This is a genomic window from Streptomyces sp. NPDC015220, from assembly GCF_043079345.1.
Taxonomy (GTDB): domain Bacteria; phylum Actinomycetota; class Actinomycetes; order Streptomycetales; family Streptomycetaceae; genus Streptomyces.
In genome coordinates, this window is sequence record NZ_JBIBUK010000002.1 from 124,034 (window position 1) to 143,985 (window position 19,952).

Sequence of the window (19,952 nt, forward strand, 5' to 3'; positions counted from 1 at the left end):
AGCCCTACGCCTCCGAGCGACGGACCAGCCGGTGCCCGCGCAGCTGCCGGCCGCACCTGACGAGCTCGGCCTCCCAGCCGTTCTCGGTTCCGATCAGGTGCGGCCGTTCATACAACCCCGCCCGCATCTCAGACTCGGTCAATCGGCGGTATCGCTGCACGTCCGCATCATCTGGTGCCAGAAACTCGTGCTTGCGGTGCAGCAGCGGCCGGTTGGCCGAGCTCTCGTATGAGAGATGGGACGCCTCAAGCGTCTGCAGGTCCACCATGTAGGAGGACCGGATCCGCGGATGCGGGTCTTTGTCAAAGTCCGGGTAGTCCAGCCACGAAACCGCTCGCCCTTGGTGCTTGAGCTTGGCCACAGTCCACTCCTCCGGGCGACCGGCAGCGATCGATGCGCAGTGCTCGTACAAGCGCAATACCGTCGGGATCCGCTCCAGCGCGCGTCGATGCACGTACAGCGCCGTCGGTGTCACCTTGCCGGCAATGGAGGCGTTCATGGCATTGCGCACATAGCCGTCGTCGCGGAGCTTCAGCAACAGTCGGTCAGCCCGCTGACAAGCCTCCTTGTAGGAACTGAAGAACGTGCGCACGTCCTGTTGCAAGCCCACTGGCAGACTCCCGAACGGCCCACGACCGTTGAACAGCTCCACCGCCAGGTAGAGCAACGTGTTCAACGTCGATCGCTTAGCCCCCGCAGCGGCCCGCTCAGGATCAGCACCATCCCGCACCAGGCGCTTGACGTCGCCAGGTCGCAGATGAGCCAAAAGCTCCGCAACAGTCCGCGGCATCTCCTCAATCCGTGGCGGACGTCCCCTGCGCTCGAAGAAGTCCACGACCGCACTCACCGCTGAGGCGGTGTCCTCGGAAGCAAGCCACTCGGCATCCGGGATCACCCGCTGCGCCAGATAGCTCAGACGGGCGCCCTCGTCCCGGAACGCGTAGACGACTCCGGGCGCGGCCGCCACCACCCGCGCGCCGGTCACCTGCTCCACGTACGCCCGAAGCTCACTCGCGGCATATAGATGCTGGAACGTCTGCCGACTCGTCAGTAGACCGTCACCGAATTGCTGACCGTGGACCTTTGACTTCTCCCAGGTCAGCCGGGCTGAGACAACCAGCAGCGTCGAGGTCAGTTGCCACGCCTGCTTCAAGGTCTGCCGACGCTCTACCGGATCTTCGATCACGTTCAACACGTAGGTCAGCAACACGACGTCGCTGGCGACCAGCTGGGTGTCGGAGCGGTAAAACGGATCCCACCCAGCCACCTGGCAGTCCAACTGCTCCAGAGCCCTAACATCGTCCCCACGGCCACAGCCGTAGTCGAGGATCGTCCGCTCAGGTAGCAACTGGCGGTCCGCCAGCGCCTGACGCGCGGGGACCGACAACGCCATCCGCCCGATCGCCGTTCGGCGACGCTCACTACCCCACATCTGCTGCATCACAGGCACCTGCATCCAGGTAACGACACGATCAGCAGGGTAGAAGACCGGCGCCCGGCACGCTCACGCAACGACGAACCTGCCCCTCAAGTGTCAGCAAGGCACCATCACGCGGCGCACCCGCTGGCCGTGTGTTCCCAGATAATGATGTCTGCCGCTCGAAGAAGGCTAAGAGGTCTCTCGTCAGGCGTACGAATGGGGACGATGAGGTCTTGGATCCAACCCCGGTGACGGCGTAGGTCTGCTTGCAGGAGCGGCCACAAGCGCCGGGGAGTGTCCTTATAGGCTCCGGGAACTGGCTTTTGGCCGAGGTAGAACTGGTAAATGCTGCTGTCGAAAATCGGCACTAGGTTAGGCCGCTTGCGGTGGAGGATCTTGGTGACGGCAACGGCCTTGAAGTCGGGCAGCCCCGTACCGCCGGCTTCACCTGCAGCCACTAGTGCTCGATCGACCAGAGACCAGGGTCCCGTCAACGGATCCAGCGTCACGTCCAAGAAGTCCGCTGTCGCACACCCCTTGTTCGCAAGCACCGCTTCCATGGCCTGCAGGACCTCAGCTCCCGGGCCATCAGGGTGGAACAACGGCACTACCTGCTTGTAGCCCATGCGGACGCTCAGCAGGGCCGGGGCCAGACAGTCCAAGGGGCTCAATCGGTCCGGATCGCCCTGCCAGTCATACGTGCGGAAGGCTCTGGGCCCCCGGGGATCTGTGTAGGTCTGCAGGTGCTTCTCCGCACACCCATGCAGTGCTCCAATGGTCCTCACGTAGCCCCCCGCAGCCTCGACGTTTCGCATGGCAGCGCCGCCGCTCTCATCAGAGCAATGCTTATGCTACGAGCTGTCGACTATGCGTGGACCCATACTCGTGGAACAGCCCGTCGAGGTCCCGCCTGAGCCCCCGGCCACTACCCGCGGCGCAATTGAATCGGCCTGCGATCGCGGACGCCGTCCAGGACGGATGTGTCGACGACGGGCCGCTGTCTGGGCTGCGTCGCGCGGAGCTGGATGGTGCCGCGGTCGCTCATGGCGTTACACCACTCGCTCGGTTTTGGCCTAGTGCCGGCCGGGCCGCCCGCCTGCTCGAAAAGGCTGCGGACGGCCGACTCTTGGCGGTCGTTGAGGCAGCCGGCGACGAATCTGAGCGGGTCACCCGGGACGACGTACGGGTCCTCGGCGAGGATCCGTACGACAGCCAGGGCGGTCTTGAAAGCGTCACTGTCCACGCTCGCCTGCGCCGACGGGGTATGCGGGTCGCCCCACTCCGGGGTGTCAGCCTGGATCTGCACCGACACTCCTCCAACACGACGGAAGCCGTCGCAATCGATGAAGTGAACCATCGGCTCCGGCTGCAGAGACCACAGGATGTTGGCGTGGGAAATGTCCCCGATGACCATGCTGGTGCTGTGGAACCAGTCGACGGCCTTTGCACAGGCCATGGCCAGTGCGCGCCGCTGCTCCGGAGACGGGCGGCGAACGTTCTTCGTCGCGGGCCTCTCGGGGTAGAGCACGTGCTGCAGCTGTAGGAGCTTGGTCTTGCCGTTCGGCGTCTGCCATCTGTACGCGTCCGGTGCATTGCGCATGAGGAAGCCGACCGAACGGCCTCCGTCCGACACACGGCACAGCGGCCAAGCAGCGATCCGATCCAGATGGGCGCGCTCCGGGTCAGACAGTGCCTGGCGGAGCGCGGGGAGAGTCGCCAGGGCGCTCTCGTTCACGGTGGCGGGGTTCTTGTATTCCTTGAAGAGCAGGCCATCGCTGGCTAGGTACACGACGCCCTGACCGCCGCTGCCCATCTTGGCGCCGAGAGTGAGCGATGACTTCGCAACATCCTGACCGTCCTCGGCCGTCATCGGCCCGCCACCCCCTCCCACACACAGATGACCGTGCGGTCGTCGTCGTACGTCTTGGCGCGGAGCTGCGCCTGCCTGAGGAATTCAGACATGGTCGGGACCTCGCCGATACCCCAGTAGGCGGCCAGACGCGCACGGAACTCGGGTTCCTGGTTGATCGGATTGGTGATTCCGTCGGTTCCGAGGAGCAGCAGTTCGCCCGGTTCGGATCGAAGCAGGGCGACCGCGGCATACCGGGTTGAAGGCAGGGCGGTCGTCCTCGTGCTGGCGATTCCACCGTCCTGGCCTTCCAACCCGTGCCACTCGCCATCGACGAGACGTAGCAAACCGCCGTCACCAATGCTGACCCATACCCTGTCCCGGATCTTGGTGTCCGTGGGCACCAGAAGGAGGTGCAGAGTAGTGGCGTAGTCCCGCTCGTCGAACCCCGCGGTCTTCGCCGCCCACTTCTTAAGGCAGTCGGGCACGGCCTCGCCGATGGCGCTGTTGACGGCAGCGATGAGCATCTGATGGTCCTGGGCCGCCAGCAGGTTGTGGAGGTCCCGGGCCTTCGTGTCCAAAGCCTTGATCACGGCGTGAGCCAATTCCTGCGAAGCGACGTGGGACCGCTTCGACGAACCAACACCATCCGCCACCGCGAGCACCAGCAACTGTTCATTGCCCTCGCCAATCCGAGCCAACACCATCGCGTCCTGGCGGCAGGTCCCCTCCCACCGATGGGAGTCGCCCCGCATGGACGCGCCCAGCACGGCCAGTCCGGGCACGGTGAGACCATCGACGATGGTATCCGGGGTGAAGGCAGCGAAATCGTCCTCACCGACGGCCGGCTTGTTCTTCGGGAACAGCGGATAGGCGGGGGGACGCCTGCCGATGTGCTCGGGAAACGTGCGCGCAGTGCCGCCGCACGCGCAGCCGGGGTTCACCGCCGACGGATTGGGGGTCGGCTGCAGGGCCGATACCGGGGCGGGATCCGGGGTCAGTTGCGGCTGCGGCTGGACCTGAGTTTGCGAGGTCTCGTGGGGACCTGAAGCATCCAGCTCGACCTGCGGTTTCTGAAAGACGTGGGGCGTCGGCAGCGCCTGGGGCAGCGGGGACGCCGAGGCCGCGACCGCCTCGGCCGGAAGAGGAGCGGAAAAGGGCGCAGGCAACCCCATACTGACCAGCGCCACGGCCTGGTCCATCTGCTCGTCCGCGCTGATTGGCACGCGCGGGTCGTCATGATTCATCGGCGCGCTCACATCTTGTCCAGGGAGAGGCTGGTGTACCCGTCCACGTGGTCGTCGACCTTAAGGTCGAAGCCTTCGCCCCCTTTAGACGAGATGCTGGTGGTCGAGTTGACGATCGAGTTTGTCAAGCTCGACGCGAACTCGCGAAGGGCGACAGCGGGAGTGACATTGTCGCTCTTCTGGATGAACGCCTTGAAGTTGGCGACCTCAGCGATCGTCATCGGATCGGCCGTGCCGATGCCGAAGGCGATGATCTTCGGGGCGTAGGAGAACTCCTTGAGTTCCTTGAGCGCATCGCGCCAGAGGGTGTCCGGCATGTCAGTCGGAGCACCGTCGGACAGGAAGAAGACGACCGGGCGGAAGACGGAGTGGCCCTCGCCCTTCAGCCGGTCGATATCTTTCTGGATGGTGTCCTTAAGCAGCTGAAACGCCGAGGCAAACGACGTCACGCCACCCGCCGACAGCGACGGCAGAGAGTCGATCTCGCTGAGGTCGACCAGCGGCTGGAGCAGGGTGGCGCTGGTGGAGAAGCCGATCATCGCGAATCGGGCCTTGTCGGCGACGGCCGGGTTGGAGCTGATCTCGTCGTGCAGATCCGGCAGGGCGTCGTTGATGGCGTCCACGCCGCCGGCGGCCATGGAGGCGGACTCGTCGCATACCAGGTAGAAGGGAAGAAGCTGCATTGCTTGCTCCTGAATCGATGGAACGTGGGGGACGACGGCCTGGCCGTCAGCGGGTGTAGAAGTAGATTTCGAGCGCGGCGCTGCCAGAGGTCGGGCTGCCCTGCCAGAACGGGCGCTCCACGGACTTGCCGAACATGTCCGGACGGGCCTTCTTCAGCGCCTTGTTGATCTCATCGGCGTACGCCTGACCCTGACTGGTCTCCGGAGACTCGCCGAAGGTGAGGACCAGAGCGGCCTGGCGGTCCCCGTACCGCTCAGTGGCCGCACGCACCTGCGCGACCATGGCAGACCGGTCGCCTGCGGCCGCCTGCACCCGGATCTTTACCGGCTTCAGCTCAAGCGACCGGGGCCCGGGGGGCGTCGGTGACGGCGAAGGGGACGCCGAGGTGGACGGCGACGGCTTCGGCTTCGCCGCCGACTGGGCTGCGAGCGGATCGGCCCGGTCCCCCAGGGAGACCAGGGCCAGGACGAGGAGCATATCGGCGAAGAGCCAGCCGGCGAGGTGCAGCGGGTTGAACCGACTCAACCGGCGCCTCTCGCTCGCGGACCCGGACGAGGCGGTCATGAGGCCTTGTCCAGGCTTACCGGCGGCCGCTGGGGATAGGCGGCGTCGGAGGAGGAATGCGGCCTGGCATCCGAGCGCTCACGTTGCTGCGGCTGCGCGGGGAACGGGTTACTCGGCGACATGGACGACGCAGGAGGCACCGGCGGTGTCGACGCTGAGGCCTGGCGCAAAATCTCCTCGGCCCTCGCGAGCGCTTCCTGCGCCTGTTTCCTGGCGTCCTCCGCCATGCGGCGCTCGATTTCGGCGGCCGCACGCGCCGCGTCGCCGTCCTTGGCGGCACGCTCCACGACGTCGATCAGGGCAGTGAACCGCTTCGCGGCCTCGTCGAGCGCCTTCGTGCGGTCGGCGATGCCGGAGACGGCCTGCCGGGAGTCCCCAGCCGCCTGCTCGGTGTGTTCGGCCATGGCCTTGAGGCCGTCGATGAGCTGGCTGTGCAGGTCGCCGACTACTTCGACGCTGGTGGTGAAAGAGCGCTGCGTGGCGGCCAGCAGCGTAACGGAGTCCTCGACGCGCTGAGCCGCATCCGTGAGCGCGGTACGGACGTCGTCACCGTTGCCGGAGACAGTGGCCTCCAGCCTGTCTGTGGTGCGGGAGAGGAGGTTCCGAAGATCGTTTGTGGCGGTGATCAGGCTGTCGCGGCTACGATCGAGGGCCTCGCGGTGGCCGTTGACGGCATGCCGGAGCTCGTCGCCGACCTGCGTGAGCGGCTGGTCCAAGTCGCGCACGGCCGTACGGATCGCAGTGCCGCTGTCCCGGACGGTGTCAGCCATCCGCGCCACCGCCGTCTCGAGGGGTCGAACCGAATCGTCGGCTTCCGCGAGGCGTTCTTCCGCCTTTTCCAACGCCTCACGGACCACCTCGGCGGCGTTGACGAGATGCTTCTGTGCGGCGAGCGCCTTGGAGTGCATGCGCTGGATCTTCCCGCCGGCCTTGTTGAGCTCCTCCGCGAACCTTCCCGGCGAAGCAAAGCGGTGCGCGTTGAGGATCAGCTGGGCTTCGGTCAGTACGGGCACCAGGCGGGCCATCGCGGCACGGGTCTCCTGCTCCGCCCTCTGCTCTGCCCGGTCCGCGGCGGCACGACGATTGCCGTGGAGCAGCGTTAGCGCGAGTAGGGCAAGAAGAGCGACGCTGCCGACCTCGGCGACGTGGCCGAACTCGAACCAACCGCTGAGGTGCCCCTCGAAGCCGGTCTGCCACAGCTGGAGGAAGGGGCGCCTGGCCGCCTTCGGGTCCGCGGTGGTGAGATCGCCATAGGCGCTGGTCGCCATCGCGAGACCGGACCAGGTAAAGATGAGCGGCATGAAGACGAGTGCGCCGAGGACCCAGTCCAGCCCGTCGACGGTCTTCGATACCAGGGCGGCCCGACGGCTAGTCGCCGGCGTCACGTCGCACACCATGCTCTCGGGGCGGGCGAAGTTGGCCATCAGGTCGAGGTCGGCCCAGGCGTCCAGCGCGTCGAGTTCGCGAGAGTCCATCGCACGGGCGAGCGCGCGTAGTTCCTCAGCTCGTGGGGCAAGCGCAGGATCCTGGGCCTGGTCCTCAAGGTGACGGGCGGTCACCGATCTGTCGTGCAAAACCCCCACAGGGCTCCCCTATCCTGCCCATGGCTGTCGCCAGGTCGTATGACGGATCGATGCACTGGCGGCACCGGCGAGTTTGATCGGAGCGCGCATGGCCCCCAAGCCGCATGGGCGTCGATCGGATGGACCTTCACATCCTCCACAAGAGACGGTCGAGAGTAGTGCAGGGTTGTAGTGGAAGTGTGATGCTCTGTGAATCCGGTCGGGACTGACGTGACACGCAGTTGAGGGGGGTGAGGCGGATGAGCGGGGACGGTCGTAAGCGAGGGGTCGTCCAACTGAAGTCGACGAAGGGGCTTCCCCGGGGGTGATCATCGAACCAGAGCCGGAGCCGGTGCCGAAATCGCGGCGGGAGCCGCAGCCAAGGCGGACCTCGGCCTCGGGTGCATGGTACGTACGCGGGACGGTCGAGGCGGCGCGATCCAGCCGCTGGGTGCCAACTTCGGCTCCTTCGATCACTGGCCCTACCTGGAGCATCAGGACGACCGCACCGGTCGGTCGAGGCACCGCGCGGACCATTCGTGGACTGGGGCTTATCGCTCGTCATGCAACGAGCCTCTGACCAGGAGAAATGCCTGGCACACCAAGGGCCTCCGGAGCCGTGTGTGCAGGTTCTAATCCTTCCATGCCGTGGAGTGCTTCCGGCTTTCGGCGTTTTACGGAAGAGGTGGTCCGGGCCCAGTCGGCACCAGGGGCGACGAGATCCGTGGCCCTGGCCGGTCCGAATGAGCCAGCGCTTGGCCATCGGCAGCCATGGGGCTGGCAGCAACGGGGACGCGATGTTGCACCTGTGGACACCTCGGGGGCTGCTCCGCTTCGCCGCTTCCTGGGCAAGGCGGGCCAGCGGGGTCGGGGGCGCGCTCTGGTTGCTCGCCTGGCGGGGTCGGCTTGTCGTTGTGTTTCTCGGGAGTGGGGTGTCTGGTGATCCAGCCGTTGATGGATCAGGCCGAGACCGGTGGGGGCTCAGGGTGGTTCGCTTGTCGGGCAGGGTGAGGGGTTGGTGCTGCGGGCGCTGGGGCTTCGGTGAGGTCGTTGGTATGCGGTGAGGGGGGTTTCGCCTGGGTGGGCTTGTGGTGTCACACGTGGGGATTGTCTGAAATGACAGGTGTAGGGGGTGTCGTTACGTTCGTCTCAGGTCGGTTGGCCGGCTGGCGGCCGCGAGACTGAGAGAAACGGGACTGACATGTTCACGCGTCGATTTGTTGTGGCCGCTGCCGGTGTGGGCGCGGCCGTGCTTGGGGCCACGGGTATCACGTACGCCTCGGGTTCCGGGGGCACGACAGCGGCTCCGGTTGTTCGCCACGCGGCTCCGGCTGTTCATCACGTGGCTGCGCCCGGCCAACAAGCCAAGCCCGTTCAACGGGCCAAGCCGGTGCAGCGTGCCGCCCCTGCTGCGGCTCCCGTGGGGAGTGGCGCGCGTGGGGAAGAGAAGCGCGAGGGCGGGGGCCATGGGGGCGGGCATGAGGAAGGGGGGAGGATCTACTTCAATGAGCGGGAGTACTCGGCCGCGGGTGAGGGGTGCATCACCGCGGTGAGTGGGCTGGGCTCCAGTAGCTTCAACGTCTTCAATGACAGCCGGAAGGTTGTCGAGGTCTTCCGTGGCTTCACCTGTGACAACGGGTCTCCGGTCGCCACTGTGGGTCCGCACGGCGGCACCAATGGCGTGGTGACCCCTACCGTCCAGGGCAGCCTGTTCGGTGACGACGGCGTCGTGGGGAGCTTCCGGGTGATCGGTGACTACGACGAGTGGTGACGGCGCCGCCGCCGTCCGTAAGGTCAGGCTGTCCGAGCTTCTTCGAGGGTCCGCTGCACGTCGTCCACCAGGTTGCGGAGGCTTCCGGACCGCACGCCTTCTCGGTCCAGCCATTCGTTGAGCCGGGGACGCAGGTATCGCGCCGTGCCCATCCCGTGGCGACGTAGCGCTGAGCGGCTGGTCGAGATCTCTTCCTGTATCTCTCTTCGGAGGTCGTCGGTCCAGCCCTGCGCCCGGTCCTCTTCCTCCAGAGGAGCCTTGAGGACGGCTACCGCTTCATCCAGGGGCGTGAGCAAAGCCATGGCCTCTTCCGAGATCACTCGGCGCGTTCCGCGACGAAGCCGATGAAGGATGCCCAAGCATGCCGGCGAACCGTGAGGTCGGCGCGTTCGGTGTTCTTGGAGTCTCGTATGTGGAGGCCGTGCGGGGACACGGCGACTTCGACGCATTGGCCGCCGTCGCCGGCGCTGTAGCTGCTCTTGAACCAGGTCAGGGGTGCTGGGTTCCGTCCAGTCATGTCTGCCTTCATCCCGCTTCCAGGGTTCTGATCAGGGCAAGCGACTCGGCCGGGGTGAGTGCCTGGGCTCGCAGGGTTCCGTAGATGGCTTCGAGCTCCCGCACCTTGGCGCGTGCCGTGTGCACGCGGCTGTCGCCTTGCACTTCCGTGTAGGCGATCTTCCGCTCCTCCTTGGTTTCCATCAAGGTGAACGGACCGGCCAGTCCGGCATGTTCCCTGCGATCCCACGGCATGACCTGAATCTCGATGTTCCGCATCTGTCCGATCACGAGCAAGTGCCGCAACTGCTCGCGCCAGATGTCTTCTCCGCCGAGCGGACGCCGTAGAGCGGCCTCCTCCATGACGAACGTCAGACCTGCTGCGGGGCGTTTCGTCAACAGCTTCTGCCTGGTCAACCGTGCGTCCACTCGCTCCTGGATCACATCCTCGTCCAGGAACGGACGCCACATCGCGAACACGGCTCTCGCATAGTCAGCTGTCTGGAGCAGGCCGTTGACCAGGAGAGCGTCGTAGACGCTGATTGCGAGGGCATCCGCCTCCAGCTTCGCCGCGTTCCTGAAGAACGCCGGGTACTGCGCCTCCGCCACCGCCTCCTTCATTTCGCAGAGGACGCCGCCTGCGTCCAGGAGGTCGTCCGCCTGGTCGATGAAGGTGGGTGGGGGGACTCGGCGGCCCTGTTCGAAGGCGGCGATGGTGGAGGGGGAGTAGCCGGTCCGGGCGCCGAAGTCGGGGCGTTCGAGCCCGGCGCGTAGGCGGAAGCGTTTGAGTTGGCGGCCGAAGACTCGTAGGACACTGGGGATTTGGTCGGTTGTGGCTTCGGGGCCTGTCTCGTCTTCGTTGGGGTGGCTGGTCAGGTCGTGCATCCGTCCTCATCCCTCCGTTTCGTCGTCACGCTAGGGCCTGGTGCGGCCACTGCGACGGGTGGTGAATCGGGTTCACCGGAACGCGTGGCAGGTGGCTCGTCACGCTGCCTCGGGCTCGTACGCGGGGCGGCAGCCGGCGCAGCGGGACTGCGGGTCGTGGGAGCGGAAGGCCCGGTCGCAGCCGTCGCAGTTGATCAGTGGGGGTGGGGTCGCGGGCTGCTGGGAGGTGTCCGCGCCGCTGGGAGGGAGTGGGGGGTGGGAGGAGTGTGCGCAGGCGGTGGGAGAGGAAGCGGGACGGGTGGTGGATGGGGACTGGGGTTGGGGGGAGGCCTGCTGTCAGGGTGCGGGTGATCTGGGGTGGGGTGGCGCCTCGTGACAGCCAGGCGTTCACCTCGGAGGTGAGGTCTTGGACGTCTCGGGTGGAGAGCAGGAGTCTCGGGTCTGCGAGGCGTAGGCGGGAGAGCAGGTCTGCGGCCGGGCCGGTCGGGGGCGTGAGGGGTGTGGGGGGTGTGGGGGGTGTGGGGGGTGTGGGGGGTGTGGGGGGTGTGGGGGGTGTGGGGGGTGTGGGGGGTGTGGGGGGTGTGGGGGGTGTGGGGGGCGGCTGTGTGGGGGTGGGCTGCCGGGTGGTGGTTTTGGTGGTGGGGGGATCGGGCGTGGGGTGGGTGCGGGGGTGTTTGGTGGGCGGGCTTGTAGGGCGGGGTGGGTGCAGTCGTGGGGGCGGAGCTTGGGTGGAGTTGCGGTCGGCTGTCGGGTTGTCGGTGAAGAGGGTGCGGGTGGTGACCCGGCCGTTGTTCGTGCGGATGCGGCTGCGGATCAGGTAGCCGGCCTTCACCAGCTCGTTCAGGGCCCGGCCGATCCTTGTCTCGCCCTCGCTGAAGCGGGCCGCCAGGGTCTTGATCGTGACCGGGGCTCCGTCCGGGAGCGACTGGATGTGTACGCCCAAACCGATCGCCGTGGCCGACAGGGCGGGGTGTTGGGCCAGGTGATTGCCGACCACCGTGTAGCGCTCGGTATGGCGGTGGCGGATGTGGAGGACACCTGCGCGAGGGGTGTTCTCGGGGCATGGGTACGCGGATGCGGCCGCGTTAGACTGCGGGTCAGCCATCGGGAAGGTATCGGCTTCCTGGTTGGTCAGGCCCCTGGTGCGGATTGCCGTCCTGCCGGGGGCCGTTCTGTGTGGTGTGTGGAGTTGTTGTCGCGAACGTACCTCACCTTTCGGGCCGAACTGCCTTGCTTCACACGATCGGGTGGCCGGGGCGAGACCGAGGCCGAGCCACAACTCGATCCCGCCCGTGTCAGTCCTTCCACGTCGGGTCCATCCGTTCGACCGTTCGGCCGTTCGGCCGTTCGGCCGTTCGGCCGTTCGGCCGTTCGGCCGTTCGGCCGTCCAGGCTCAGTGTCGTCGTGGCGGCGGGGGGTTGGTTTGGTTGGGTTGTTTCTTCCAGGGGTTTTTAAGAGCGGCGGGGACTACCGGGGCGTGGGCGGTCGCGACCCGGTGGGCTGAGTCGTGGTCGGGGCCGCGAGGGTCCTCGCCGAGGGTGGGGGCCCGGGGGCGGTGGGTCGGCGAGGGGGCGTCGGTCCGGGTGTCGCCGTCTTCCGCCTACACGTGCGGTGGCCGCGCCTACAGGGTTCGGGTGTGCGCGTGTCGGGGCTGGTCAGGGGCCTCCCCCGGGCTCGACCGTGGGGGTATGAACGACCTTCCCTCTTCTGTGGTGGACCCGTCCGTCCTCGGTCCCGTTCGGTCGGCCGGTGTCGAACTCGACCAGTTCGCCATGCGTTTCAGCTCGACTCCGCGTGGTGCGCGGCTCGCTCGGCGGCTGGTGGCGCACCGGCTGGACGCGTGGGGGTTTCCGTACGGGGGTGATGTCAGTGAGGCGCTCACGCTCGTTGCCGCCGAGTTGGTCTCCAATGCCGTACGGCACGGGCATGTGGCCGGGCGGGACTTCGCGGTGCGGCTGATCGCACTGGAGGGGGTGGTGCGGGTCGAGGTTTCGGACGCGCGGGGCGAGCGGGTGCCGTTGCTGTCGCACCGCGAGCCGCCCGGTGATGTGGAGTCCGGGCGGGGGCTGTTGCTCGTCGCGGCGCTGGCCGATCGGTGGGGGGCGATGCCCCGGGTGAACGGGCCGGGCAAGACCGTGTGGGCCGAGAAGGACACGGGGTGTTGAGGGTATTGCTGCACTGATGGGAGGGGCCGGGGAGAAGTGGGGCGCTGAGGGGGCGGGGGTGGGAGGGGGACGCCTATCCCGCGGGGCGGGTCATCACCATGCGGGTGATTTCCACGCGGGACTTGGCGCCGAGTTTGCGGTAGGCGCGGGTGAGGGCGGCTTCGACGGTTTTGACGCTGAGGACCAGGGCGGCGGCGATCTCGCGGTTGGTGGCGCCCTGGGCGGCTCGGGCGACGACGCTGCGCTCGGTCGCGGTGAGGTGTTCCGACCAGGAGCCTCCGGCGGGGAGCGGGACCGGGCTGTCGCCCGCGCGGTCGCGTTCGGCGCGGGTCATGGTGACCCAGGAGCGGGCGCCCGCCTTGGTGAAGATGCGCAGGGCGTCGGCGAAGGCGGCTCGGGCGGCGGCTTCGTCTCCGGTCAGGCGGCGGACCCGGCCGAGGGAGACTCGGGTGCGGGCCTCCTCCAGGGGGTAGCCGATGGCCCGTAACCGTGTTGCGGCCGCCTCGAACTCGCGGCTCGCACGGCCGAGTTCCCCTCGGGCCGCGCTGACGGTCGCTGTCGCTCGGTCCAGGGTGGCCAGGACGCCGTGACGGCCGAGTCGTTCGGCCTGTCGGCGGGCTCGGGTGATGACGGCCTCCGCCTCGTCGGGCGCGCCGCTGCCCGCCAGGGCTTCGGCGAGGTCGGCGTGCCAGCGTCGGGTGGCCGGGTCCTGCTGGCCTTGCGCTGTTTCCAACTCACCGGTTCGGCAGAGGAGTTCCGCCGCCTGTCGGCACTGGCCGCCGAAGAGCCGGATGCGGCCCTCGGCGTGCAGTGCTCGGGGCAGGAAGAGGCGGTCGTCGTCGTCCTCGCTGTGCCGTCTGGCGGTCTCTGCCGCGGCGAGTGCCTGGGTCAGACTGCCGCCGGCGGTCTCGGCGAGCGCGACCGTGTACCAGGCGGGGCCCGGGCTGAGTCCGGCGTCCTCGGCGATGCGCAGGCTCTGCCGGGCGATGGTCAGGGCGGGTCGGCAGCGGCCGCGCAGGATCTCGACCTGGGCGAGGCCGATGAGGCACTGGCTGAGGCTGTCCGCGGAGCCCCGCTGGCGCAGCGTGTACACCAGGGAGCGCAGTTCGGCGCGGGCCTCGTCCAGTTCGTCGTGGGCCAAGTGGAAACGGTGCTTGAGGTAGATGGGGCCGTTGTGGTGGGTCATGGCGTGCACGTCGTGGGGGGTGGCGAGGGCGGCGGCCAGGGTCGTCTCCGCCTCCGGTAGTCCGAGGAAGAGTTCGAGGGCCGCCTGCTGGGTCAGTGCCATGAGTTCGGTGCGCCGGTCGCCGGTGCGAGCCGCGAGCCCGGCGGCGAGGACGGCGTGGCGGTGGGCGCGTGCGGCGGAGCCGCCGACCATCCACTCGCGCCAGCTCATCCGGTAGTGGAGCTGGGCCAGCAGGCCGGGGTCGCCGCCGGCGTCGCGCACCGCCTCGGGGAAGACGTCGGCGATCTCGGCCATCGCCTGGCCGGAGGAGTCGATGACCACGTTCCAGGCGCGCACCCGGTCGGCGGGCCGGTCGGCCTCGCCCAGCACCTCGTGGGCGAGCTGCCTGGCGAAGTCGAGGTCTCCGGCCGCGAGGCCGTCCTCGGCGGCGGTGAGCCGGCGGTCGGTGTCGAGGTGCGGCAGGTCGGTGGGGGTGTAGTCGGCGGCCATGCGGCCGAGTCGCGCCGCGGTCCCGGGAGCGCCGCGCCGGCGGGCGGCACGGGCGGCGTCGGCGAGCCGGGCGGCCACCTCCGGGTCGGGGCCGGCCGCGAGCCGGACGATGTGGTGGGCGCGCTCGACCTCGTCGTCGGAGGCGTCGGCCAGCGCGCGGTGTACTTCCACCAGGTGTGTGTAGGGGGTCTCGGCCTGGAGCACCATCGGTGTCAGCGGGTCCAGGAACCTGATGATCCCGTGGTCGGAGGTCTGGGGGAGGCCGAGGAGGCCGTGCCGTACGCAGGTGTCGATGTCGGCGGCGGCGTGGGGACGGCCCGCGCGGCGCAGGAGTTCGGCCGTGGGGCGGGCGGCGGCGGCCGCGGTCACCAGTGTCCGTCGGGCGCCGGCGGGCAGGGCGTCGATCCGGTCGAGGATCGGGCGGCGCAGGCATTGGGGTACGGGGAGCGGTTCGGCGGAGTCGGGCAGTCGCGCGCCCTCGATCCGGACGTGCTCGTCGAGGGAGCAGCTGAGCTCCAGTGCGGTGCGGGGATTTCCTCCGCTCGCCTGGTGCAGGCGCGCGACGAGCGGGCGGGGCCAGGAGGGGTGGTCGTGCGCCTCCAGCAGCTCGGCGGTCTCGTGGGCGGTCATGGGCGGTACGGGCACCCGGCGGACCGGCGGCACGCACAGTTCCCGGGCGCTCGCCAGGTCGTCCGGGCGGTGGTCGGGGCAGTGTCCGGGGTCGTCTCCGGTGGCCGTGGTGCGCAGGGTGACGAGGGCCGAGACGCCGGGCTCGCCCCGTCGGGCGAGGAACGTCAGGATCTCCGCCGTCTGCGGGTCCAGCCACTGCGCGTCGTCGACGACCAGCAGGAGCGGGCCGGTGCGGCTCAGCAGGGTGAGGACCTTGCGGACGGCGATGCGCAGGACGAGGGCGTCGCGTCCGGCGGCCGGGTCGGGTGCGGAGGCCGGAAGGGGAGCGCTGATCGGGTCGGATTCGGAGGCCGGAATGGGACCGGTGGCCGAGGCAGGGCCGGTAGCCGGGTCCGGTGCAACGGCCTGGTCGCCTCCGGAGGCCGCATGGGAACCGGAGGCCGGGTCAAGTGCAGTTGCCGGCTCGCGCCCGATGACCGGGTCGGGAGGGGCAGCCAGATCGGGACCGGTGGCCGAGGCGGGACCGGCAGCCGGGTCCGGTACAGCGGCCTGGTCGCCTCCGGAGGCCGCATCAGAACCGGAGGCCGCAGGGGAACCGGGGGCCGCATCGCGTCCGGAGGCCCGGTCACGCCCGGAGCCCGCATCCGAACTGTTGGCGGCATCGAGTCCAGTGACCGGGCCGCACCCGGAGGCCGCATCGCCCCCAGAGGCCGCATCGCCCCCGGAGGCCGGATCAAGCGCGAGACCCCGTGGGCTGCGCAGCAGGGCCGCGTCGAGTACGGCTCTCTCGTGGGGGGCGAGGGCGGCGAGGGTGGTGTCGTCTACGCCGGCCAGCAGGTCGATGAGTCCGAGGAAGGGGGTGCCGCGTTCGGACGGGGAGGGCGAGCAGCGCAGGATGCGGCGGCCGCGGGCGCGCAGTTCCGCCGCCAGCCGGGTCGCCAGTGTGGTGCGGCCGATGCCCGCCGGGCCGGTGAGGAGGACGCCGCCTCCGCCGGTCAGGTGGGTCCGTACGGTGTCGCAGAGGGCGTCGCGTCCGACGGCGGGCGGCCGGGGAGCGGCGGGGCCGGCGGCGGCCGGCGGGCTGGTCGGCTCGGTCATCGCAAGCCCTCCCGGACAACGGACGCAGCCTTGTTCATGGCTCGTGCGGCGGGCGTGCTCCAGGCGCTGGGCGGCACGTCCCGATGCCGAGCATGAACCTGCCATTCGTGGTGCCGCGCCGAATGTAGGACCGCCCTCCGGGAAAGGTCAAGACCAATTGGAGGGCCGCGCCGCGATGAAAGGTCAAGACCAATTAAAGGTCCGTCGGCCGCCTCCGGAGCGTGCGGAACGGGCCGCCGGTGGACTCACCGACGGCCCGGTCACACAGCCGAGTCGACGGGCTCAGTCGTCACTCGGCAGTGGCCTCGAAGAGGACGGGTGCGCTCAGCAGGCGCCCTCGTCCTTCCAGACGGCCCAGGAGCCGGGCGCGCCCGGTGTGGCGCCGGTCGAGTACCACTGCGAGGCCCACTTGTGGCCGTTGTAGGAGACCTCGTCGCCCGGCGCGTAGGCCGTGGTCGCGCTCCAGGCCGGGACGTTGCCGCAGCCCTGCGGCGGCGGGGTGCCGCCGCCGGTGACGGTCCAGGTGAAGGAGGCGGTGCCGGTGGCGTTGTCGGTGTTCTTCGCCGTGACGGTCACGGACGAGGTGCCGGCGGTGGTCGGCGTACCGGTGATGCGGCCGGTGGAGGAGTTGATCGTCAGCCCGGCGGGCAGGCCGGTCGCGCTGTAGGTGAGCGTCTTGCCGCCGGGGTCGCTCGCCTGGATCTGGAGGGAGACCGCGGTGCCGACGGTGCCGTTCTGGTTGCCCGGGTTGGTCACCGAGGGCGCGCCCGGCTGGCTGTTGCAGTTGCCGGGCACGGGGTCGGCGCCGGTGACGCTGACGGCCGCCCAGGCGGCGTCGACGGTGTTGTACTCGGTGCAGTGCGCGCCGTAGAGGTCGGCGGCGGCCTTCAGCGAGTCAGTGCGGGCCTGGTGGTAGTTCTCGCTGCTGTTGGCGTAGGAGGCCAGCGCCTTGTACCAGATCTTGGCGGCCTTGTCGTTGCCGATGCCGTTGACCGTGGAGCTGTTGCAGGTCGGGCTGTTGCCGTAGCCGTGGTCACCGCTGCCGACGGCCAGCAGGAAGAACCAGTGGTTCAGCGGGCCCATCGAGTAGTGCGGGTCGAGGCTGCCGTTGTTGCTGGCCCAGCAGTTGGGCGACTGGCCGTCGAGGGACGGGTTGTACATGTAGCGCAGCGGCCGGTTGTCGCCGCTGATGTTGATGAGTTCGCCCATCGTGTAGTCGGGGGTGTCGACGGGGTTGGCGGCGTAGAACTCGACCATGCTGCCGAAGATGTCGCTGGTGCCCTCGTTCATGCCGCCGGTCTCGCCGGTCTCGTCCCAGCCGGTCAGGGCGCCGCTGACGCCGTGACTCATCTCGTGACCGGCGACGTCGAGTTCGACCAGCGGGCGGGCGTTGCCCGAGCCGTCCCCGTACGTCATCTGGGCGCCGTCCCAGAAGGCGTTGACGTAGGCGTTGCCGTAGTGCGTGCGCGACGGCACGCCCCGGCCGTCGCCGAAGATGCCGTTGCGGCCCTGGACGTTCTTGAAGTAGTCGAACGTCATCGCGGCGCCGTAGTGGGCGTCGACGCCGGCGGAGGCGGGGTCGCTGTTGGTGCCGTTGCCGAAGCTGCCGCTGGAGCTGGTGAAGACGGTGCCGGTGCCGCTGGTGGCGTGGTTGAGGTTGGTGGTGTAGCCGTTGCCGTGCGACGGGTCCTGCATCGAGTAGCCGCCGCCGGTCTGGGTGACGTCGAGGGAGACCCGGCCGCTGTAGATCGACTGCCCGCTGCCGGCGGCCGCGGCGGCGACGCCGGTCTTCGGGGCGGCGGCCGTGGAGCCGGCGGCCGCGGCGCCCTGGGCCGCGAAGGTGTCCACCTCGTCGCTGGTGCGGACCACCTTGCCGGTGCGCGCGTCCACCAGGACGTGCAGGCGGCTCGGCGTCTGGTCCGGGCGGACGCCGCTGACGACCGTCTCCCAGACCAGGGTGGCGTCAGCGCCCTTCATCTGCACGGCGAGGTGCGAGGCGGAGACCGATTCGACGTGGCCGCGGAAGGCGGCCCTGGACGTCCTGGCGGCACGGGCGGCGGGCAGCCGGGGCTCGGTGGAGACCGCCCCGGAGGTCCGCGAGCCGGTGGTCAGCGACTCGAAGGCGCCGTCCTTGCCCAGGTGCACGATGACATCGCCGCCGTAGGTCGGCAGCCCCTTGTACTTCCGGTCGAAGCGGACGGCGGCGGAGCCGTCCCGGTCGACCACCAGGTTGCGGACCGAGAAGGCGTCTCCGTCGGCCTTGTGGGCCGCGCCCGGGTGGGCCGCCAGCGCCTTCTTCGCGTCGTCCACGACACGGTCGCGGACGGCGGGCGCCGGCCGGGTGGTGAACGGGGCCGCGGTGAACGCCTCGGGGCCGGCCGGTGCGGGGTGCCGGTGCGGCGCCGGAGCGGCCGTGGCGGCCGGCAGGGCGATCGCGGAAGCGGACACGCAGGCCAGAGTGACCGTCAGAAGCCTGGCGGCTCTTCGTATGACCATGGGACGGGGGGTTCCTTTCACCTCGTGCATGAGGGCGCCTGCCGCTGACTCGCAGGGCGGTGGGGGAAGCGGCGGACACCGGTGGGTGTGCCGACGGCGCGGCCCGTGGGTGGAGCGGCGCCGACGCACGAGTGTCGGAAAACGGAGGTCACGGCTGCCAGGCAGTGCGCCGGGGGTGAGGGGTTTCCCTCACCGCGCGGGGAGGGCTGTGACGCCGCTGTTACCGGAGGAGTGGCTTCCGCCACAGCCCTGGTGATCAGGGCGTGGTGGGGTGGGCGGATTCGCGTCGCCGCCGACCCGGTCACCCGTGTTCGCGCGCGGCGGCCGGCCGGCGCGCCCGTCGGCGCGTGTCAGGAGGTGGGGTCATGACGCTGTTGGCAGGTCTCGCCGTCTGCGTCGTGTGCGCGGTCGGGGCGGTGGTCGCCGCGTTCGGGGTGCTCGCGGTGGCGCTGCCGGGGCGTCCGCAGCCGTGGCGACTGCATCTGATGCGCCGCGGGGCGTGGTTCACCGGCTCGGCAGCCGCGGCCGTCTACGCGCTGGGGCTCTCCGGCGTCATGATGTCCGAGGCGGAGTACGGTGACGGCGCCGACTCCGTTCCGGCCCCGGCGTGCCGTGACGGGTTCGACGAGGCGACCCGGCAGGGCCTGTCCCACCACCGGTCCTCCTACCTGCCGCTGCGCTTCGACTGTGTGCGGTACGACGGCAGCGTCTATTCCAGCGACCCCTCCTACACATGGCTGAACTGGACGAGCGCGTCGCTCGCGCTGTGCGGGGCGCTGCTGGTCGTCGGCGCGGGTTTCCTGTCCGAGTTCCGGGCGAGGAGGGCGGCCGGATGAGCGGTCCGGTCCGGCGGTACTCGCTGCCGGTGCTGGTGAACCTGCTGATCGGGCTGCCCGCGGTCGTCGTCCTGGCGTGCGCGCGGTGGTACGCCGCCAACGGGCACTGCGACATGGGCGACCTGCGCCGGCCCGATCTCGACGGGTGCACCTACCGCCAGATCGACCACAGCGGGCCGATCCTGTTCGCCCTGGTCGTCAGCGGGGCGTTCGTGTCGTCGCTCGTGCTGATCGCCGATGTGCTGGTGCCGCTGCGCCGGGGGCGTTCGCCCGCGCCGTGGCTGCTGACGCTGCCGGTCGTGCCGCTGCCGTACGTCGTGCTGGTCGTGACGGCGCGGTGACGTCGCCGCCAGGTGCTCCAGCCGTTCCACCCGCTCCCGCCGCTCCCCGACCGTCCCTGCGCCGGACGCCCGTGGGAGAGGAGTGCGTGCGATGCCGTCCCTCCGGGCGTGGTTCGTCGGCGGCCGTCCGCGCACGTGGCGGGGCCCGGGAGTCGTATCCAGCTCCCGGGCCCCTGGGGATGCCACCCAATTGCGCACGCCGGCGGCTTTGAAGAGTACGGATCCGTCTCAAGC

17 protein-coding genes are annotated in these 19,952 nt (G+C 69.4%); 4 read left to right on the forward strand and 13 right to left on the reverse strand.

Annotation, left to right across the window (positions count from 1 at the left end):
* Nucleotides 1-4 precede the first annotated feature (4 nt).
* The 7 genes from ACF061_RS05445 to ACF061_RS05475 form a co-directional block, all read right to left on the reverse strand.
* Nucleotides 5-1,441, reverse strand: a complete 1,437-nt coding sequence (locus tag ACF061_RS05445) for a DNA phosphorothioation-associated putative methyltransferase (RefSeq protein WP_392265500.1) — start codon at nucleotides 1,439-1,441, stop codon at nucleotides 5-7.
* Nucleotides 1,442-1,548: 107 nt separating this feature from the next.
* Nucleotides 1,549-2,235 (reverse strand): DUF6308 family protein, encoded by a 687-nt coding sequence (locus ACF061_RS05450; RefSeq protein ID WP_392265501.1) that lies wholly within the window; start codon nucleotides 2,233-2,235, stop codon nucleotides 1,549-1,551.
* A gap of 110 nt (nucleotides 2,236-2,345) precedes the next feature.
* The gene (locus ACF061_RS05455; protein ID WP_392265502.1) at nucleotides 2,346-3,290 is read right to left on the reverse strand and encodes a hypothetical protein; all 945 of its coding nucleotides are present in this window, start codon (nucleotides 3,288-3,290) and stop codon (nucleotides 2,346-2,348) included.
* A complete protein-coding gene (locus ACF061_RS05460) occupies nucleotides 3,287-4,516 on the reverse strand; it encodes a protein phosphatase 2C domain-containing protein (protein WP_392265503.1) in 1,230 nt (409 codons plus the stop codon). Before ACF061_RS05460 ends, ACF061_RS05455 begins: the two co-directional genes overlap by 4 nt.
* Before the next feature lie 8 nt (nucleotides 4,517-4,524).
* Nucleotides 4,525-5,199: a VWA domain-containing protein gene (locus tag ACF061_RS05465; RefSeq protein WP_392265504.1), complete on the reverse strand. Its 675-nt coding sequence runs from the start codon at nucleotides 5,197-5,199 to the stop codon at nucleotides 4,525-4,527.
* A 46-nt stretch (nucleotides 5,200-5,245) separates the two neighbouring features.
* Nucleotides 5,246-5,764, reverse strand: a complete 519-nt coding sequence (locus ACF061_RS05470) for a hypothetical protein (RefSeq protein WP_392265505.1) — start codon at nucleotides 5,762-5,764, stop codon at nucleotides 5,246-5,248.
* Nucleotides 5,761-7,323, reverse strand: a complete 1,563-nt coding sequence (locus ACF061_RS05475; protein ID WP_392265506.1) for a hypothetical protein — start codon at nucleotides 7,321-7,323, stop codon at nucleotides 5,761-5,763. Before ACF061_RS05475 ends, ACF061_RS05470 begins: the two co-directional genes overlap by 4 nt.
* Before the next feature lie 1,204 nt (nucleotides 7,324-8,527).
* Between ACF061_RS05475 and ACF061_RS05480 the strand changes: the two genes are divergently transcribed.
* The gene (locus tag ACF061_RS05480) at nucleotides 8,528-9,097 is read left to right on the forward strand and encodes a hypothetical protein (RefSeq protein WP_392265507.1); all 570 of its coding nucleotides are present in this window, start codon (nucleotides 8,528-8,530) and stop codon (nucleotides 9,095-9,097) included.
* 23 nt (nucleotides 9,098-9,120) lie between these two features.
* Here ACF061_RS05480 and ACF061_RS05485 read toward each other — a convergent pair whose 3' ends face one another.
* The 4 genes from ACF061_RS05485 to ACF061_RS05500 are packed head-to-tail and all read right to left on the reverse strand — an operon-like array spanning nucleotide 9,121 to nucleotide 11,582.
* Entirely contained in the window at nucleotides 9,121-9,417 is a 297-nt protein-coding gene (locus ACF061_RS05485; RefSeq protein WP_392265508.1) for a hypothetical protein, read from the reverse strand.
* Nucleotides 9,414-9,614, reverse strand: a complete 201-nt coding sequence (locus ACF061_RS05490) for a DUF397 domain-containing protein (protein WP_392265509.1) — start codon at nucleotides 9,612-9,614, stop codon at nucleotides 9,414-9,416. Before ACF061_RS05490 ends, ACF061_RS05485 begins: the two co-directional genes overlap by 4 nt.
* Nucleotides 9,615-9,622: 8 nt before the next feature.
* Entirely contained in the window at nucleotides 9,623-10,477 is an 855-nt protein-coding gene (locus ACF061_RS05495) for a helix-turn-helix domain-containing protein (RefSeq protein ID WP_392265510.1), read from the reverse strand.
* A 25-nt stretch (nucleotides 10,478-10,502) separates the two neighbouring features.
* Nucleotides 10,503-11,582, reverse strand: a complete 1,080-nt coding sequence (locus ACF061_RS05500; protein ID WP_392265511.1) for a helix-turn-helix domain-containing protein — start codon at nucleotides 11,580-11,582, stop codon at nucleotides 10,503-10,505.
* A gap of 667 nt (nucleotides 11,583-12,249) precedes the next feature.
* Between ACF061_RS05500 and ACF061_RS05505 the strand changes: the two genes are divergently transcribed.
* Nucleotides 12,250-12,642, forward strand: a complete 393-nt coding sequence (locus tag ACF061_RS05505) for an ATP-binding protein (protein ID WP_392266148.1) — start codon at nucleotides 12,250-12,252, stop codon at nucleotides 12,640-12,642.
* Between the two features lie 73 nt (nucleotides 12,643-12,715).
* Here ACF061_RS05505 and ACF061_RS05510 read toward each other — a convergent pair whose 3' ends face one another.
* Both ACF061_RS05510 and ACF061_RS05515 read right to left on the reverse strand, forming a co-directional pair.
* Nucleotides 12,716-16,045: an AAA family ATPase gene (locus tag ACF061_RS05510; protein WP_392265512.1), complete on the reverse strand. Its 3,330-nt coding sequence runs from the start codon at nucleotides 16,043-16,045 to the stop codon at nucleotides 12,716-12,718.
* A 324-nt stretch (nucleotides 16,046-16,369) separates the two neighbouring features.
* On the reverse strand, nucleotides 16,370-18,541 hold the full coding sequence (locus ACF061_RS05515) for a M4 family metallopeptidase (protein ID WP_392265513.1): 2,172 nt from the start codon (nucleotides 18,539-18,541) through the stop codon (nucleotides 16,370-16,372).
* Between the two features lie 365 nt (nucleotides 18,542-18,906).
* Here ACF061_RS05515 and ACF061_RS05520 point away from each other — a divergent pair, with 365 nt between their 5' ends.
* Nucleotides 18,907-19,377 (forward strand): hypothetical protein, encoded by a 471-nt coding sequence (locus tag ACF061_RS05520; protein WP_392265514.1) that lies wholly within the window; start codon nucleotides 18,907-18,909, stop codon nucleotides 19,375-19,377.
* On the forward strand, nucleotides 19,374-19,718 hold the full coding sequence (locus tag ACF061_RS05525; protein WP_392265515.1) for a hypothetical protein: 345 nt from the start codon (nucleotides 19,374-19,376) through the stop codon (nucleotides 19,716-19,718). Before ACF061_RS05520 ends, ACF061_RS05525 begins: the two co-directional genes overlap by 4 nt.
* Nucleotides 19,719-19,952: the final 234 nt, after the last annotated feature.